This is a genomic window from Streptomyces sp. NPDC111507 (assembly GCF_055638955.1).
The window spans coordinates 24,014-39,641 of the sequence record NZ_JBVKBU010000012.1 but is presented as its reverse complement, the minus strand read 5'-3'; the positions used below and the strand labels follow the sequence as shown (position 1 = coordinate 39,641).

Here is a 15,628-nt window from a genome sequence, read left to right as displayed (position 1 = left end):
CTCAGTGTCGGGGCACAGGACCGGCGTTCGTCGCGCGTTTTCCGCTGACCGGGACAGGTACGCCGGTACGGGTGACACGGGGTCGCAGGGCGGTGGACGAGCGGCCTCGGAGGGCGGAGAACCACACACCGGCGCCGTAGGCGAGGTCGTCGAGACGGCGCGCGACCCCGTAGCGCAGCGGATCGAGCATGGCCTGATCACGTCGGTATTCCAGTGCGATATCGGCCACCGCGGCGATCGCTGTGGCCCGTCGTACCCGGCCGGAGATCGCACAGCCGACGGCCGTCAGCGGCCACCAGTGGCGGGTCAGGAGCGCGGAGGTCTGCGTCAGGGTGGCGAGCGCTCCGTTGCCTGTGAGCCGCGCGGCCAGCCGGTAGGGGTGCCGGGTGCCGTCGAGCCTGCGGGCGATGCGCACGGTGACGACGCCGAGGACGGCCGCCCCTGCCGGAACGGACCAACGCCGCCCGGCGAGCAGCGCGGCGGCGAACGCCGTGCTCCACGGGGCGAACACGGCGGGCGCGACGAACTCCGGGTGCCGCTCGGCGAGGGGCTGGGCCCCGGTACCGTAGACGGCCTTGCGCAGGAACCAGTCCCGGGTGCGCACGCGGTGCTCGTGGGCGGCCCGGACCGTCGGCTCGTAGCGCACCCGCCGGCCCGCTGCGACCAGGCGCCAGCACAGGTCGACGTCCTCCCCGACCCGCATGCTCTCGTCGAACCCCTCCCCCAGCGCGTCGACCCGCGCCACGACGCACGCGGAGGGGGCCCAGGAGACGGGGGTGCCTGGGCGTACCGAGGCCGGGTGGGCGCCGAGGTCGAGGGACGACCGGGCGTTCTCGTACCGGGCGATCCAGGTCGGGGCGGCCGTGGGCAGACCGGCGATGCGGGGTACGGCTGCCGCGACCCGGGGGTCGGCGAAGTGCCGGAGCAGGGTGGGGACCGTGTCGGGCTCCAGCACGATGTCGGAGTCGGCGAAGACCACGTACGGGGTGGTGACGAGCCGGAGTCCGGCGTTGCGCGCGCCGGCGGGCCCGGTGTTGGCGGCCAGGGCGACCAGCCGGGCGCCGTGCGCGGCGGCGACTGCGGCCACCTCCGTCGGCCGCAGTGAGGCGTCGTCGACCACGATCACGGGGTGGCCGGTGCCGATGGTCCGCAGCAGCCGGTCGAGTTGGCGCGGGCGGTCACGGACGGGTACGACGACCGTGTACCAGGGGTCGGGAGGCGCCGGGAGCGAGTCGGCGACGGGGTGGGCCATGCCGGTCTCGAGCATCCGGTCCGCGAGGAGCCCGCTCGCCGCGTCGCGCACGGGCAGCCTCCGCCCGTTGAGCAGCCGGCGCGCCCTCGGGGTCAGCCTCAGCAACCGCGTCGGGAATCCGCCGAGGAGGGCCGCGCCGCCGTCGACCACCCGGGTGTGCCGGTCGAGCTCGACGACGAAGCCGAGGGGAAGCCTCATCGGCGGATACCTTTCCCTCCGGGAGGATGCGTCATCGGCGGGTGCCCTTCCGTCCGGGAGGAAGTGTCATCGGCGCGCCCTTTCATCCGGGGAAAGCCTCATCAACGTGCCCTTCCGCGCGAGGGAAGGGCTCATCAGCGGGTGTCCACGCGTCCGAGGGGGTGTCATCGGCACACGGACTCCGGTGGCCGGTCCGCCCCGGCGGGGTCGATCGGCGACCGATCCCCGGCGGGGTCGGCCAGACGCCCCCGGCCGTCGACAGTCCACGCGGTGATCCGGCGGACCGTGGCGGACGCCATCGCGTCCAGCGTCCGGCGTCCTTCCTCGGCCGAGGCACCCGCCGGATCGCCGAGCACCCCGGAGGGCGAGACCGCATGGACGCCACGGGCCATCAGCTCCGGGAGGAGGACGGCGAGCGGTCGCGGGTCACCGGCGACGGCGTCGTCGAGGCGTACCCGCTCCGGTTCGAGGTGCAGCAGTACGGAGGTCTCCGTCCGGCCGGCGTGCGCGTCGCCGCCAGGCATGTCGCAGCCGGTCCAGACCGCGTCGTGGCCCTCGGCGCGCAGCAGGGCGAGGGCCGCGTCGAGCGTGGCCGTGTTGCCGCCGTGGCCGTTGACGAACACCACGCGGCCCGCCCACAGGGCAAGCGAGCGCGCCAGTTCCACGATCACCGCGCGCAGTGCCTCGTGCCCGATCGAGACGGTCCCGGGGAAGTCCGCGTGCTCGCCGCTCGCGCCGTACTCCACGGCAGGCGCCACCAGCGGTGGGCCGTACGGGCCGGCGGCGAGGGCGGCGGCAACCCGCCGGGCGACGGTGCGGGCGACGACGGTGTCGGTGTCGAGCGGCAGGTGCCGACCGTGCTGCTCGGTGGAACCGACCGGCACCAGTACCAGCGCACCGGACGGCACGGCCGGCCAGACGGTGTCGGCCAGGACTCGCGGCATGGCGTCCCCCGGCACGGTCAGGCGGCCGGTGACTCGGTGCCGACCGGGACGGCCTGAGGGGCTGTCGGTACGTCCCCGCCTCCCAGGGTCAGCCGGAAGCCCGGAGGTATCACCAGGTCCTCGGGCCCGAGGTCGTGCACGGAGCGGTGTCCGAGGCCCAGGACCGCCGAGTCGAGTCCGCCGCGCAGGATGTCCAGGACGTTCTCCACGCCGGGCTGTCCGTTCGCGGCGAGCCCCCACAGACAGGCGCGGCCGATCAGCACGGCACGCGCGCCGAGGGCGAGGGCCTTCGCCACGTCGCCACCGCGGCGGACACCGCCGTCCAGCAGGACCTCGACCTGGTCGCCGACGGCTTCCGCGATGGCGGGGAGGACGCGGATGGTGGCCGGGGTGGTGTCGAGGTTGTTGCCGCCGTGGTTGGACACGGACAGGGCGGACACACCGGCGTCGACCGCCCGCTTGGCGTCGTCGACCCGGGTCACGCCCTTGAGGAGGAAGGGTCCGTCCCACTCGGTGCGCAGCCACGCGAGGTCGTCCCAGGTGGGTGGCGTGGTCCCCATCCATTCGCCGTAGGCGCCGAAGAAGGTGGGGGCGTCGGCGCCGGGAGCCGTCAGGTTGGGCACGGTGAGGTCGGGAAGGTGACCGGAGCGGGCGAACCGCCACAACCAGCTTGCCCTGGGCAGCACTTGGGGGGCGAACCGCAGCATGGTCTTGAGGTCGAGCCGGTCCGGGATGGCGGGGCTGCCCCAGTCGCGGCCGTGGGAGAAGGACCAGTCGAGGGTGACGATGAGGGCCTTGGCGCCGGCCGCCCGGGCCCGGCCCATGCGCCGCACCATGGTCTCGCGTGAACCGCTCCAGTACAGCTGGAAGAAGAGGTCCGGCTGGGCGTCGGCGACCTCCTCGACCGGTTTGCTCGCGAAGGAGCTGAGTCCCATGATGACGCCCCGGCTCGCCGCGGCCCGGGCTACGGCGACCTCGCCGTCCGGGTCGACGGCCTGTACGCCGGTCGGCGAGATGAGCACGGGCAGGGAGGTGGGCACGCCGAGCACGGTCGTGGACAGGTCGCGTTCCGCGTGATGGCCGACGACGCGTGGTGCGAAGCCCAGTTCGGCGAAGGCCGCCGTGTTGTCGTCGATCGTACGTCCGTGCTCCGAGCCCGCGACGAGCGCGCCGTACACCGAACTCGGCAGTTGCCGCTTGGCCCGGCGCTGGGCCTCGGCGACCGTCTCGAACCACGGGTTCCTAGGCATGGGTCCCCTTCCTTCCCGTCGGGGTGAGCTGCAGCCCGGCCAGCGGGTCCTCGACGCAGTCGCGCACCGGTACGCCGCTCCCGCGGGAGTGGTCCCCGGACGGCTTGGGAAGGCCCGCCCCTCCGGCCGGGCGCACGGCGAGCAGCTTCTCACCGTGTCCCTGCACGCATTCGGGGTCGGGGCCGTCCAGCGGCAGCCCGGTGAAGAACTTCGCGGCCATGCAGCCGCCCTTGCAGCTGTCGTAGAACGCGCAGGACGCGCAGGCGCCGCCGTGCTGCGGGGTGCGCAGCCGCCGGAACAGTTCGGAGCCGCGCCAGACCTCGCGGAAGCCGCCGGGTGCGCGGACGTTGCCGGCCAGGAACTCGTCGTGGATGGCGAACGGGCAGGCGTAGACGTCCCCGACCGGGTCGATCAGGCAGACGACGCGTCCGGCGCCGCAGAGGTTGAGCCCGGGCAGTGCCTGGCCGTAGGCGGACAGGTGGAAGAAGGAGTCGCCGGTCAGCACGTCGTCGCCGTGCGCCAGCAGCCAGTCGTACAGCTCTCGTTGCTGTCCTGCCGTCGGATGCAGCTCGTCCCAGACGTCGGCGCCACGTCCGGAGGGCCGCAGCCGGGTCAGACGGAGCTGGGCGCCGAAGCGGTCGGCGAGGGCCTTGAAGTGGTCCAGCTGCGGGATGTTGTGCCGGGTGCAGACCACGGAGATCTTGAAGTTGCGCATACCGGCGGCGGCAAGGTGCTCCATCGCCCGCAGCGCGGTCGCGTACGAACCGGGGCCGCGCACCGCGTCGTTGACGTCCGCGGTCGCGCCGTCCAGGGAGATCTGGACGTCCACGTAGTCGTTGCGGGCGAGCCGCTCGGCGGCCTCCCGGGTGATCCGCACGCCGTTGGTGGAGAACTTCACGCCCACATGGTGGGCGGTGGCGTAGTCCAGGAGCTCCCAGAAGTCGGCGCGGACCGTGGGCTCGCCGCCGCCGATATTGACGTAGAAGACCTGCATGGCCTCCAGTTCGTCGATGACGGCCTTGGCCTCCTGCGTGCTGAGCTCGCGAGGGTCGCGGCGGCCGGAGCTGGACAGGCAGTGGGCGCAGGCCAGGTTGCAGGCGTAGGTGAGTTCCCAGGTGAGGCAGATCGGTGCGTCGAGCCCGTACTCGAACAGGTCGACCAGCCGGGACGTGGTGGTCATGAGGTCCTTCCGACGACCATCGACGACTGCGCGAGGACGGCGAGAGCCCGCCCGTAGCGGGGCAGCTCGTCCTCCTCGAGACCGGCGGCCAGGCAGGCGGCACGGGCCGTGGGCGCGTGGGCGAGGGCCTGGACGACGGCGAGGAGCCGACGGTCCTTGAGGAACGAGAGCTTGCGGGTGCCGAAGTGGTAGAGCAGCGCGCCGAAGGGTTCCGGCCGTACCGAGACCTGCGGATGCAGGTCCCAGGCGTGGTCGAGGTCCATTCCTGTCATGGGCGGCACCTAGTAGACGCCGCACATGCCGTCGATCGAGACCTCCTCCAGGAGGTCCTCGGCCTCGATCAGCGAGACGGTGAGCGCGGTGTCGTCGGCCTCGGGGCCCATCTCCTCGGCCGCCGGGGCGAGGTGAAGCTCGTTCATACGGGTCTCCTTTCGTCGGACTCCGCTGACGCTAGGTCACGGCCGCACGCGCTGCGGGGGCCCGTCCCGGCCACCGGGACGCGCCGTTGTGCGGGGCGGTCACCGCGCCTTGAATCACCTGACCATGAGACGGACGGGACATGTGGGGGGCCGGGCGACCCGCCCGGACGTCATCGTGGTGGGCGCCGGGGCCGGTGGGGCGGCCCTCGCGGCCCGGCTCGCCGAGGATTCCGACCGCACCGTGCTGGTATTGGAGTCGGGTCCGGTGCCCGGGGTCTGGTCGAAGGCGGGTCAACCGCTCTCCGCCCCCGCGGGCGCGGATCAACCTCCTTCGTTCGCACCGGAGTTGCTGGACGCCCGGCTGGTCCCCGGCGCGCAGCCCGGGCATCCCGCCGTGCAGCCGTACCCCACGCACCTGACCCCGCACCGCCCGTACACGGTCGTCCGGGGCCGGATCCTCGGCGGCTCGACCACCGTCAACGGCGGCTACTTCGTCCGTGCCCGGCGGGAGGACTTCGACCGGTGGGCGGCGGTGGGCGGTGCGGTCTGGTCGTACGACCGGATGCTGCCGTTCCTGCGGGCGCTGGAGACCGACCTCGACCATGGCGCCGGCCCGCTGCACGGCGACCGCGGGCCGGTGCCGGTGCGCCGCACGGATCTGCGTCATCCGGCCGCCGCCGCGTTCGGGGCGGCCGCCCGCCGTCTGGGCTTCCCCGGGGAACCCGACAAGAACGCCCAGGCCCCGCCGGGGTTCGGTCCCGTGCCGTCCAACGCCGTGGACGGGGTGCGCGTCAACACCGGTCTCGCTTACCTGTCAGGAATGTCCGGCCGCTCCAATCTCCGCGTGGAGGGGGACAGCACGGTCCTCGGGATCGTCGTCGAGCGGGGGCGCGCGGCCGGTGTCGTGGTCGAGCGGCACGGGCGGCGCAGGACCGTGCGCGGTGGTGAAGTCGTGCTCTGCGCAGGGGCGTTGCACTCCCCACAGCTGCTCCGGCTCTCGGGCATCGGGCCGCGCGCGGAGCTGGCCGCTCTCGGGACACCGGTCGTCGTGGACCTGCCGGCCGTGGGCGCCCGGTTCGGCGACCATCCGCAGGTGGTGCTGGAGTGGCTGCCCCGGCGGTCTGTGCCGGAGCCCGTCGGCTCGTGGCTCGGCGGTGCCCTGCATCTGCCCGCGTCCGACGGCGACCACCCGGACGGCGATCTCGAGATACTCCAGTCCCTCGTCCCCATGGCCGGGCTGACCAGCGGTCGGATGTCCGCGCCGGGGGCGCCGCTCGCGTTCCTGGTCTCCGTCCAGACTCCGCGGGCGAGCGGCCGGTTACGCCTGGACTCGGCGGATCCCGCGGCGCCGCCGCGCCTCGACCACGGCTATCTGTCGACCACCGAGGACCGACGGCGTATGCGTGAAGTGGTCCGGGTCACCGCCGAGTTGGCCGCCACGGCCGACTTCGCGGAGGTCGGCGGCGGGCTCACGGACCCGGTACCGAAGGTGCTGGCCGACGACCGTCTGCTCGACGAGTGGATCCTCGGGCACCTCGGCACCTGCCACCACACCTGCGGGACGGTTCCCCTGGGCCAGGCTGTCGACGCCTACGGCAGGGTGCACGGCGTGGCAGGCCTGCGGGTCGCGGACACCTCGATCCTGCCGACGCCTCCGCTGCGGGGCCCGGCGGCCACCGCCGTCCTCGTCGGCGAACTCGTCGCCGACGCCATGCGGCGCGGTCTGACGTGATCAGAACGCCGCGCCGTGGACGCCCGTGCTGCCCCGGGAACCGGCCGGGGTCCGTGACGTCCGGTGCCCGGACATCACTTGTCGAGGACGGCCGCGAAGACACCGCCGTCGACGAGGATGTCGATGCCGTTGAGGAAGCTCGCGTGCTCCGACCGGTCCGAGCACATCACGCGACACGAACCTACGTCCCGAGATCGTCGGCCTCGACGAGCCCGGCAGCGAGCCGACCTCACGCAGCGGCGTGACGCAGCAGATCGGCGCGGCTGTCGAACCGCTGTCGATTCGGTCAAGAACTCCTCAGCTCCTGAACAGGGCAGACGGGCGGACCGTACCTCTGTACGGATCACCATCACGTCCGTTGAAGGGAATGTCAGCATGACCAGCGAATCGCTTCACCCCGTTCCGGCCCCGGCCCGCCGCACCGTCGTGGCGGCGGTCGGCACGGCGGGACTCGCCGTCGCGCTGACCGCGTGCGGGTCGGACAACAAGTCCTCCGACTCCACCAGCTCCAACTCCGGCTCCGGCGCGAGCGCGAGCAGCGGGGGAACGGGCGGGGGCGACAACGCCGCGGCGGGCAACGCGGGCGGCACGGTCCTCGCCAAGACCACCGACATCCCGGAGGGCGGCGGCAAGGTCTTCGAGTCCCAGGGCGTCGTCGTCACCCAGCCGACCGCGGGCACCTACAAGGCCTTCTCCTCCAAGTGCACCCACCAGGGCTGTGCGGTGAAGGGCATCGCGGACAACGTGATCACCTGCCCGTGCCACAACAGCCAGTTCTCCGCGACCGACGGCAGCGTGAAGAAGGGGCCCGCGACGCAGCCGCTGGCCGCCGCCAGCATCACCGTGGACGGGGACTCGATCAAGCTCGCGTGACGCGGCCGGGGCTGCGCCTCAGCGGCGCGGCCTCTCGAAGCAGGCCAGCACGTCGTCGGTCGTCGTGATCGTGGCGACCAGGGCGAGCGTGTTGCGGATGATCGCGGGGGTGTAGTCGGAGGGCACCCCCGCGATCGCGTCCGCGGGCACCACGGCGGTGTAGCCGCGGTTCACGGCGTCGAACACGGTGTTGGGGACGGCCACGTTGGCGGAGACTCCGGTCACGACGAGGGTGCGACAGTCCAGGTTGCGCAGCAGCGCGTCGACGTCGGTGCCCGCGAGCGGCGACAGGCCGTGCAGGCGACGTACGACGAAGTCCTCCTCGGCGACCTCGATCGGCGGCGCGACGCGGACCGCGGTGGTGCCCGACAGCTGTCGCACGGGCAGCCGTTCGGCCGCGCGGAACAGGCGGGCGTTGCGATTGGCCCCCCGCCCGTCGGGCCGTCGCTCGGCGATCGCGTGGATCACCTGGACGCCGCCGCGGTGGGCACCGGCCACCAGCCGGGCGATGTTCGCGAGCGCCCCCGACGACCGGGCCTCCTTGGCGAGTTCGGGCAGTGCGCTGTCCGGGCCGACGACACCCTGCTGGCATTCCACGGTGAGCAGAACGGTCCCGTCCGGGTCGAGGAGTGTGCTGAGCTGTTCACGCGGCGGCATGACTCCCCTTGTCGTCGAGGGTCGGGCGGGCGAGCGTAACGAGCATTGCGCAAGGACGGAAGACGGCCCATGCTTTTCTGACGCACTGTCAGAGGATCTCTGTCGACGCAGAAGATCGACGCATCAGGTCGACATGAAAGAAGAGGTGACCGCATGACCGTCACTCAGCGCAGGGGTCGGAAGATCATGATGACCCCCGGCGAGCTGGACGAGTTCCTCACCACCCAGCGCACCTGCCGTGTCGCCACGGTGTCGAAGGACGGCTCCCCGCACGTGAGCGCGCTCTGGTTCGTCTGGGACGGCACCTCGCTGTGGCTGTACTCCGTGGTACGCAGCAAGCGCTGGACGGAGCTGAGCCGCGACCCGCGGGTCGCGGTGGTGATCGACACCGGCGAGGAGTACGGGGAGCTGCGCGGCGTCGAGCTGTCCGGCACGGTGGAGTTCGTGGGCGAGGTCCCCCGCACCGGGGAACTGTGCGCCGAACTCGACGTCCCCGAGACCTTGTTCACCCGCAAGAACTTCGGCCTGGAGGAGATGCCGCACGACGGCCGCCACGCGTGGGCCCGACTGACGCCGACAGCCATAGCCTCCTGGGACTTCCGCAAGCTGCCGCCGCTCTAGGACATGGGCGGGCGCGGCCATGCCACCGCGGAGCTCCCCTCAGCCGCCCCGCACCGCGCGAGGCGTCGACAGCACCCATCGCCGCGGGGCCACAGCAACCGGCCCCGCGGCCCCACGCGTCCAGGCCGCCCCGCCACCCCGCAGGTCACCGCTCAGCCGATGCTCTCCCCCGCCGCCCGCAGCGCCGCGACCGCCGCTCTGATCGACGGGCGGCGGTCGGCGTCCGCGCGCCAGATCACGTAGACATGCCGCCGGACGGCCTGCCGCAGCGGCACCGTGACGACTCCGTCCGGCATCGGATGGCGCCCGAGCAGCGGCGCGATGCAGACGCCGAGCCCCGCGGCGACCAGGGCGAGCTGGGTGTGCGTCTCGGCGGCGCGATGGCCGATGTGCGGCTCGACGCCCCGGGAGCGCAACGTGAACATCAGCCACTCGTGGCAGAACTCGCCCTCACCCCAGGTGATCCACTCGTCGTCGGCGAAGTCGCCGAGGTCGACCTCCGCGCGGTCCGCGAGCCGGTGGGCGACCGGCATCGCCACGTCGGCCGGGTCGTCGAGGATCGGGGCCTTGACCAGGCCGTCGGGCAGCGGCATCGGCTTGTTGTACCAGTCGAGCACCACCGCCAGATCGAGGTCGCCCCGGATCACTCCGGCAACCCCGGCCTCGGGCTCCAGCTCGCTGGAGCGCACCCGCAGCCCGGGGTGATCGGCGCGCAGCGCGGCGAGCGCGGTGGGGAACAGCCCGCGCGCGGCGGTCGGAAACGCGGAGAGCCGCAGCTCACCGACGACCTGACCGCGCTGGGCCTCCAGGTCGGACTGGGCGAGCTCGACCTGCGACAGGATGCGCGCGGCATGCTCGGCGAGCAGCCGCCCGGCATCCGTGAGACGCACCCCGCGCCCGTTCTTCGCGAGCAGCTGCTGCCCTACCTCGCGCTCCAGCTTGGACATCTGCTGGGACACGGCCGACGTCGTGACGTGCAGCCCCTCGGCCGCACCGCTCACCGAGCCGTGCCGGGCGAGGGCGTCGAGGGTGCGCAGACGCTCCAGATTCAACATGTAAGCAATACTACGAGATACCGCTCGACAAATCTCGCTTGTGCTACGAGATGGCCTGCTTCATCGTTACGTCCATGAGCGCCGTGACCACTCCCCGAACCGACACCCCCACCTCCACGACCCCCCGCCGTCGCACCGCCCTCGACTGGCGGATCCGCTTCGGCGCCCTCTCGCTGATCTGGGGTTTCAGCTTCCTGCTCATCAAGGTCGGCACGGAGGGCTACGCGCCGTTCCAAGTCACCTTCGGACGGCTGCTGTTCGGGACGGCGGTGCTCGCGGCGGCGATGGCGGTGAAGCGGGAGCGACTGCCGCACGGGGCCCGCACCTGGGGCCATCTCACGGTCGCGGCCTTCCTGCTCAACGCACTGCCGTTCTCGCTCTTCGCCTACTCCGAGCTGACGATCCCGTCCACGCTCGCAGGCATCTGCAACGCGACCTCGCCCCTGTGGGGCATGGCCCTGTCCCTGGTCGCCCTCTCCGAGGACCGTCCGACCCGGCGCAGGGTCGCCGGTCTCGGCATCGGCTTTCTCGGCGTCCTGACGGTCCTGGGCATCTGGCAGGGCTTCCACGGCCTGGACGCCACGGGCACGCTGATGGCCCTGCTGGCCTCGCTGAGCTACCCGATCGGCTGGATCTACGTCCGCCGCACCCTGGCCGGCACCGGCCACTCGCATCTGTCGATGACCGGCGCCCAACTACTGCTCGCCACTGCCCAACTTGCCCTCGTCACACCGCTGTTCACCACGCTGCCGAGCCGCTTCCCGGTCGTCCCGCTGCTCGCGATCGCCGCCCTGGGGGCCCTCGGCACGGGCCTGGCCATGCTCGTCCAGTACGGCATCGTCGCCGAGGTCGGCCCGACGACGGCCCAGATGGTCACGTACTTCATCCCGGTGATCGCCACCGCCGCGGGCGTCGCGATCCTCGGCGAGTCGCTGAGCTGGTCCACGCCGGTCGGCGCGGTGATCGTCCTCGCCGGCGCCGCGCTCACCCAGGCTCGGCCGCGCCACTGACCGAGCCCTCAGGGCGTACGGACCGACTCACACCCAGCCGCGTACGGACCCACTCACACGTAACCGCGTGCGGGCGCCGGTCCGACGGCGGAGGCGACGGCGTTTGCCAGCGGCTCGATGTCGTCCGGCGTCAGAGTCGAGACGGTGATCCGTATCCCGGGCGGCGCGCTTATCCGGAAGCGCGCCCCGGGCGCGACCGCCCAGCCCGCGTGCAGCAACCGCGCGACCGCTCCCGTCTCGTCCGGGACGGGGATCCACACGTTCATCCCGCTGCGCCCGTACGCCTCGATGCCACGCCGCTTCAGGGCGTCGATCAGCGCGTCCCGGCGCCGCCCGTACGCCGCCGCCACAGCCGCGACGTCCACCGCGCCGTTCGCCCACAGGTGCACGACCGCCCGTTGCAGCAGATGGCTCACCCAGCCGGGCCCCAGCCGCTGCCGCCCGTGCACCCGGTCCATGGTGACGGGGTCCCCGGTGAGGACGGCGAGCCGCAGGTCGGGGCCGTAGGCCTTGGCGACGGAGCGTACGAAGGCCCAGTCGCGGGTCACCCCGGCCAGGGGGTGCAGCGGCAGGTCGACGATCCGATGCCCGTGGTCGTCCTCGACGAGCAGGACGTCCGGGTTCTCCTTCAGCACGGAGCGCAGGGCACGCGCGCGTGCGGCGCCCACCGCGGCGCCGGTCGGGTTCTGCGCCCGGTCCGTGACGATCAGCGCGCGGGCACCGGCCTCCAGGGCATGGCGTACGTCGTCGGGGACCGGCCCCTCGTCGTCGACGCGCACCGGGACCGTGCGCAGCCCGAGGGCCGGGGCGAGGTCGAACACGCTGCCCCAGCCGGGATCCTCGACGGCGACGGCGTCCCCGGGCTTGAGATGGGCCGCCAGCACACGCTCGATGGCGTCGAGCGATCCGGAGGTCACGACGACGGGCCCGTCGGGCACGCCGTCCGCGTCGAGATCGGCGCGCGCGAGCCGCTCCAGCTCCGCCTCGACGGCGGCCTCCCCGTACATCACGGGATCCCGGTCCGACCGTCCCGCCGCCGCCGCGAACGCCTCGGCGAGGGCGGGCAGCAGTGCCGGGTCGGGGTTGCCGTCGGCCACGTTCCGCACGCCCTCCGGCACCTCGACCCGGATGTAGTCGCGTCCCGTCGTGGCCGGCTTCGAGCGGATCCGGCTGCCTCGACGCCCCGCGGTCTCGATCACCCCGCGTTCGCGCAGGGTGCGATAGGCGGCGGCGACGGTGTTGGGATTCACCCCGAGCCGCTCCGCCAACTCCCGCATGGGTGGCAGCAGTTGCCCAGGTTCGAGGTCCCCGCTGCCCACCGCACGCTCGACGCTCGCGGAAATGTCCGCTGCGCGACGCCCTTCGATCCGATACTCTTCTAGCACAAAGAAGATTATGCACTAGTGCAATGGAGAGCGCAATGTCGGAGACGAGCACTCAGCCCGGGACGACGCGGCCCGCCGCCTACACCCCGACCGATCGCACCGTCCCCACCCGTTCCAAGGAGCGCGCCGCGTACGACCACGAACTGGTCCACGCGATACTCGACGAGGGGTACGTCTGCCACCTCGGCTTCGTCCGGGACGGCGCCCCGGTCGTGCTCCCCACCCTCTACGGACGGGTCGGCGAGCGCCTCTACGTACACGGCTCGACGGGTTCACGCCCGCTGCGGATGACCGGCCAGGCCGACCCCGGGCTGCCCGTGTGCCTGACCGTGACCCATGTCGACGGTCTGGTCCTGGCCCGCTCCGCCTTCCACCACTCGATGAACTACCGCTCCGTGGTGGTGCACGGCATCGCCCACCAGGTGACGGACCCGGACGAGAAGCGGGAGGCCCTGGACGCGCTGGTCGACCAGGTCGTCCCGGGCCGTTCGTACGACTCGCGCCCTGCCAACGCCAAGGAGCTCGCCGCCACCGCCGTGATCCGCCTCGACCTGAACGAGGTCTCCGCGAAGCTGCGCACCGGCGGCCCGAACGACGACGCGGAGGACCTCACCCTCCCCCACTGGACCGGAGTCGTCCCCCTCACCAAGGGACACGGCACCCCGATCCCCGCCGACGACCTGGCCCCCGGCATCGAGCTCCCCGACTACCTCACGACCCTGTGACGCCGAGGCGGCCGAGGCACCGGGCGGGGTCACCCCCGGCGCCTCGGCCTGATGCCTCATACCTGCCGCATCCCTCAGACGAGCGCCCGTTCCTCCTCGGGCACCCTCCGGGTGTCGCCCCGGATACCGCGCGTCTCGGCCACCGCGAGACCCGCGACCGAACCCAGCATCAACAGGGTGCCCGCGAGCGTCGTCATGGTCAGTCGTTCGCCGAGCAGACCGACGGCCAGCACGGCCGCGCTCACCGGCTCCAGGAGCATGATCACGGAGACGGTCGCGGACCGGACCACGGCGGCGCCCGCGAAGAACAGGGCGTAGGCCAGCGCCGTGGGGACGGCGGCGATATAGACCAGCAGGGCCAGCACGTGGGCCGGTTGGGCAGTGTGCGGGACCAGCCCCTCGGCCAGGCCGAGCGGCAGCAGGCAGACGGTGGTGACGGCGAACGTCCACACGGTCGTACCGGAGCCGTCGACGCGGCCGTCGCGTCCCCACCACCGGGTGAGCAGCGTCATCGTGGAGTATCCGGCCGCGGACACGACCGCGAGCACGACGCCCCAGGGCCGCACCGTGGCGCCCCCGGCGCCCAGTGCGAGCACCGCGAGCCCGCCGAGCGCCCCGGCGACTGCGGCGCTCCCCCCGCGCCCGAGCCGCTCCCCCAGGGTCAGTCGCGCGCCCAGGGCGATGAGCACGGGCCCGGCGCCCAGGGTGACGACCGTCGCCACCGCGAGTCCGGTGGCCTCGACGGCGGCGAAGTAGGCGGTCTGGAAGACGGCGAGCCCAAGGCCCGTGACACCGATCCGCAGGGCCTTGCGGCCGAGCGGCTCCCTGCTGGCGGGCGTGACCCGCCGGCGCCACCGCCGGTGCCGCGGCAGGCGCACGGCGAGCAGCAGCACGAGTCCGCCCGCGCAGCGCCAGAAGGAGAGGGCGATCGGCCCCATGTCACTGGCCCGGTAGACCAGTGACGCGGCCGCGCCCGCGGTGCCCCAGGCGGCACCGGCGACGATCAGATAGAGGAGGCCTCGCCCGAGGGGCAGGCCGGAAGCAGCTTGCAACACGTGTTTCTCTCCGCGGATACGCGCGGCCGCGCACAAGGCGGCCGCGCAGAAGTTCGGGAAGGACCACATCGCAGCCCGTGCCCAGCGGGCGGGGGCGTACGGGAAGGTCCTCGGACTTCTTCTGCGGGCAGCGCCGTGCCACCTGGCACCAGGCCGGGTGGGAGCTCCGGAGGGCCCGCCTCAGGCGGCGGGAGGCGGCAGAACGAGCGTCGAAGGCATGGTCAGCACCTTAGACGGCGGTTCCGTGGATCGACAAATCCCTCTCGGCGTCGCTCCCGCCGCTCGCGACCGGCCCGTCCGAGGGCTTCGCGGGCGCCGACGACTGTGCGATGAACGCGCCGATCAGCACCACCGCACCGCCGACGATCTGCGGCGCCGCGAGATGTTCGCCGAGCAGGACCCAGGCGAGCACGGTCGCGATGACCGCCTCCAGGCAGGCCACGACGCCCGCGACCTGCGGGGAGAGCCTGCGCACGGAGAGCACTCCGGTGACATAGGCGACGACGGTCGCGATCAGCACGATCCAGCCGAGCAGCAGGGAGGCGGCGACGGAGGTGCCGTTCATGTCCGCGCTGCCCCCGAGCAGCGACCAGTCCATGGTCCAGGGACGTGCGACGACCGTCAGCACGAGGGTGCCGACGAGCAGGCCGTACGCGATGACGCCGAGGGGGTCCGGTGCCTCCTCGCCCGCGTCGCTGCCCTGGTCGGACAGGACGAAGTAACCGACCTGGCAGCAGGCGGCGCACAGCGCGAGCAGCAGCCCGACGGCGTCGAAGCTCAGTCCGGACCACACCTGGACGACACAGGCGAGCCCGCCGACCGCGAGGACGACTCCGAGCGCCGCGGCGCGTGTCACGGGCCGGCGCTGCACGAACCGCACCCAGCCGAGCACGAGCGCCGGCGCCAGGTACTCGACGAGCAGGGCGACACCGACGGGGATACGGGAGATCGCGGCGAAGTAGCAGGCCTGGACGCCCGCCACGGCGAGCAGTCCGAACCCGACGAGCAGGGCGGGGCGCCGCCGTACGAGAGCGCGATGGCGCACGGCCAGCGGCAGCATCAACAGGGCGGCGCCCGCGACCCGCAGCCACACCACGTGGAGCGGGTCGAGCCCCGATTCGATCAGCGGCTTCGCCGCGACACCCGATCCGCCGAAGGCGACCGCCGACGCGAGCGCGAGGCCCAGCCCGACGCCCTTCCCACGGTTGCCCTGACTGCCCTGAGAGGTATGCACCGGCACATGATGACAGGCGACGACATGAGCGTCACCCC

The 15,628-nt window shown here is 72.8% G+C and carries 16 protein-coding genes; 5 read left to right on the top strand and 11 right to left on the bottom strand.

The genetic code is table 11. The features are described from left to right. Position 1: 1 nt before the first annotated feature. From mftF to mftA, 6 genes are all read right to left on the bottom strand, one after another. On the bottom strand, positions 2-1,450 hold the full coding sequence (gene mftF, locus ACZ7M2_RS36075; protein ID WP_471598857.1) for a mycofactocin biosynthesis glycosyltransferase MftF: 1,449 nt from the start codon (positions 1,448-1,450) through the stop codon (positions 2-4). Between the two features lie 164 nt (positions 1,451-1,614). Next, complete coding sequence (gene mftE, locus ACZ7M2_RS36070; RefSeq protein WP_471598856.1) at positions 1,615-2,394, bottom strand: mycofactocin biosynthesis peptidyl-dipeptidase MftE; 780 nt, start codon at positions 2,392-2,394, stop codon at positions 1,615-1,617. Between the two features lie 17 nt (positions 2,395-2,411). Further along, positions 2,412-3,644 carry a pre-mycofactocin synthase MftD gene (mftD, locus tag ACZ7M2_RS36065; RefSeq protein ID WP_471598855.1) on the bottom strand — a complete coding sequence of 411 codons (1,233 nt, stop codon included), beginning with the start codon at positions 3,642-3,644 and terminating at the stop codon, positions 2,412-2,414. Next, the gene (mftC, locus tag ACZ7M2_RS36060; RefSeq protein ID WP_471598854.1) at positions 3,637-4,824 is read right to left on the bottom strand and encodes a mycofactocin radical SAM maturase; all 1,188 of its coding nucleotides are present in this window, start codon (positions 4,822-4,824) and stop codon (positions 3,637-3,639) included. Before mftC ends, mftD begins: the two co-directional genes overlap by 8 nt. After that, entirely contained in the window at positions 4,821-5,096 is a 276-nt protein-coding gene (gene mftB / locus ACZ7M2_RS36055) for a mycofactocin biosynthesis chaperone MftB (protein WP_471598853.1), read from the bottom strand. Before mftB ends, mftC begins: the two co-directional genes overlap by 4 nt. Before the next feature lie 9 nt (positions 5,097-5,105). Continuing rightward, positions 5,106-5,243, bottom strand: a complete 138-nt coding sequence (gene mftA / locus ACZ7M2_RS36050) for a mycofactocin precursor MftA (RefSeq protein WP_352053090.1) — start codon at positions 5,241-5,243, stop codon at positions 5,106-5,108. A gap of 124 nt (positions 5,244-5,367) precedes the next feature. Here mftA and ACZ7M2_RS36045 point away from each other — a divergent pair, with 124 nt between their 5' ends. Further along, on the top strand, positions 5,368-6,975 hold the full coding sequence (locus ACZ7M2_RS36045) for a GMC family oxidoreductase N-terminal domain-containing protein (protein ID WP_471598852.1): 1,608 nt from the start codon (positions 5,368-5,370) through the stop codon (positions 6,973-6,975). 375 nt (positions 6,976-7,350) lie between these two features. After that, entirely contained in the window at positions 7,351-7,848 is a 498-nt protein-coding gene (locus tag ACZ7M2_RS36040) for a Rieske (2Fe-2S) protein (protein WP_352053088.1), read from the top strand. Positions 7,849-7,866: 18 nt separating this feature from the next. Here ACZ7M2_RS36040 and ACZ7M2_RS36035 read toward each other — a convergent pair whose 3' ends face one another. Next, on the bottom strand, positions 7,867-8,505 hold the full coding sequence (locus ACZ7M2_RS36035; protein ID WP_471598851.1) for a cysteine hydrolase family protein: 639 nt from the start codon (positions 8,503-8,505) through the stop codon (positions 7,867-7,869). 153 nt (positions 8,506-8,658) lie between these two features. Here ACZ7M2_RS36035 and ACZ7M2_RS36030 point away from each other — a divergent pair, with 153 nt between their 5' ends. Beyond that, on the top strand, positions 8,659-9,126 hold the full coding sequence (locus tag ACZ7M2_RS36030) for a pyridoxamine 5'-phosphate oxidase family protein (RefSeq protein WP_471598850.1): 468 nt from the start codon (positions 8,659-8,661) through the stop codon (positions 9,124-9,126). A 152-nt stretch (positions 9,127-9,278) separates the two neighbouring features. On the opposite strand, the gene ACZ7M2_RS36025 is transcribed toward ACZ7M2_RS36030, so the two are convergent. Continuing rightward, positions 9,279-10,181, bottom strand: coding sequence for a LysR family transcriptional regulator (locus tag ACZ7M2_RS36025; protein WP_471598849.1), 903 nt, complete (start codon positions 10,179-10,181; stop codon positions 9,279-9,281). A 74-nt stretch (positions 10,182-10,255) separates the two neighbouring features. On the opposite strand from ACZ7M2_RS36025, the gene ACZ7M2_RS36020 reads away from it, so the two are divergent. Further along, complete coding sequence (locus tag ACZ7M2_RS36020) at positions 10,256-11,191, top strand: DMT family transporter (RefSeq protein WP_471598848.1); 936 nt, start codon at positions 10,256-10,258, stop codon at positions 11,189-11,191. Between the two features lie 53 nt (positions 11,192-11,244). Here ACZ7M2_RS36020 and ACZ7M2_RS36015 read toward each other — a convergent pair whose 3' ends face one another. After that, the gene (locus tag ACZ7M2_RS36015; RefSeq protein ID WP_471598847.1) at positions 11,245-12,576 is read right to left on the bottom strand and encodes an aminotransferase class I/II-fold pyridoxal phosphate-dependent enzyme; all 1,332 of its coding nucleotides are present in this window, start codon (positions 12,574-12,576) and stop codon (positions 11,245-11,247) included. Between the two features lie 35 nt (positions 12,577-12,611). Here ACZ7M2_RS36015 and ACZ7M2_RS36010 point away from each other — a divergent pair, with 35 nt between their 5' ends. Next, the gene (locus tag ACZ7M2_RS36010) at positions 12,612-13,301 is read left to right on the top strand and encodes a pyridoxamine 5'-phosphate oxidase family protein (RefSeq protein WP_471598846.1); all 690 of its coding nucleotides are present in this window, start codon (positions 12,612-12,614) and stop codon (positions 13,299-13,301) included. A gap of 74 nt (positions 13,302-13,375) precedes the next feature. Here the strand turns inward: ACZ7M2_RS36010 and ACZ7M2_RS36005 are convergent, their stop codons facing one another. Together ACZ7M2_RS36005 and ACZ7M2_RS36000 are read right to left on the bottom strand one after the other, a co-directional pair. Continuing rightward, positions 13,376-14,356: a DMT family transporter gene (locus tag ACZ7M2_RS36005; protein WP_471598845.1), complete on the bottom strand. Its 981-nt coding sequence runs from the start codon at positions 14,354-14,356 to the stop codon at positions 13,376-13,378. Positions 14,357-14,585: 229 nt separating this feature from the next. Then, the gene (locus ACZ7M2_RS36000) at positions 14,586-15,596 is read right to left on the bottom strand and encodes an EamA family transporter (RefSeq protein WP_471598844.1); all 1,011 of its coding nucleotides are present in this window, start codon (positions 15,594-15,596) and stop codon (positions 14,586-14,588) included. Positions 15,597-15,628 lie beyond the last annotated feature (32 nt).

Bases quoted from the DNA above. Each gene is read 5' to 3' on its own strand.
- mftF (WP_471598857.1), bottom strand. From the start codon at position 1,450: ATGAGGCTTCCCCTCGGCTTCGTCGTCGAGCTCGACCGGCACACCCGG.
- mftE (WP_471598856.1), bottom strand. From the start codon at position 2,394: ATGCCGCGAGTCCTGGCCGACACCGTCTGGCCGGCCGTGCCGTCCGGT.
- mftD (WP_471598855.1), bottom strand. From the start codon at position 3,644: ATGCCTAGGAACCCGTGGTTCGAGACGGTCGCCGAGGCCCAGCGCCGG.
- mftC (WP_471598854.1), bottom strand. From the start codon at position 4,824: ATGACCACCACGTCCCGGCTGGTCGACCTGTTCGAGTACGGGCTCGAC.
- mftB (WP_471598853.1), bottom strand. From the start codon at position 5,096: ATGACAGGAATGGACCTCGACCACGCCTGGGACCTGCATCCGCAGGTC.
- mftA (WP_352053090.1), bottom strand. From the start codon at position 5,243: ATGAACGAGCTTCACCTCGCCCCGGCGGCCGAGGAGATGGGCCCCGAG.
- ACZ7M2_RS36045 (WP_471598852.1), top strand. From the start codon at position 5,368: ATGAGACGGACGGGACATGTGGGGGGCCGGGCGACCCGCCCGGACGTC.
- ACZ7M2_RS36040 (WP_352053088.1), top strand. From the start codon at position 7,351: ATGACCAGCGAATCGCTTCACCCCGTTCCGGCCCCGGCCCGCCGCACC.
- ACZ7M2_RS36035 (WP_471598851.1), bottom strand. From the start codon at position 8,505: ATGCCGCCGCGTGAACAGCTCAGCACACTCCTCGACCCGGACGGGACC.
- ACZ7M2_RS36030 (WP_471598850.1), top strand. From the start codon at position 8,659: ATGACCGTCACTCAGCGCAGGGGTCGGAAGATCATGATGACCCCCGGC.
- ACZ7M2_RS36025 (WP_471598849.1), bottom strand. From the start codon at position 10,181: ATGTTGAATCTGGAGCGTCTGCGCACCCTCGACGCCCTCGCCCGGCAC.
- ACZ7M2_RS36020 (WP_471598848.1), top strand. From the start codon at position 10,256: ATGAGCGCCGTGACCACTCCCCGAACCGACACCCCCACCTCCACGACC.
- ACZ7M2_RS36010 (WP_471598846.1), top strand. From the start codon at position 12,612: ATGTCGGAGACGAGCACTCAGCCCGGGACGACGCGGCCCGCCGCCTAC.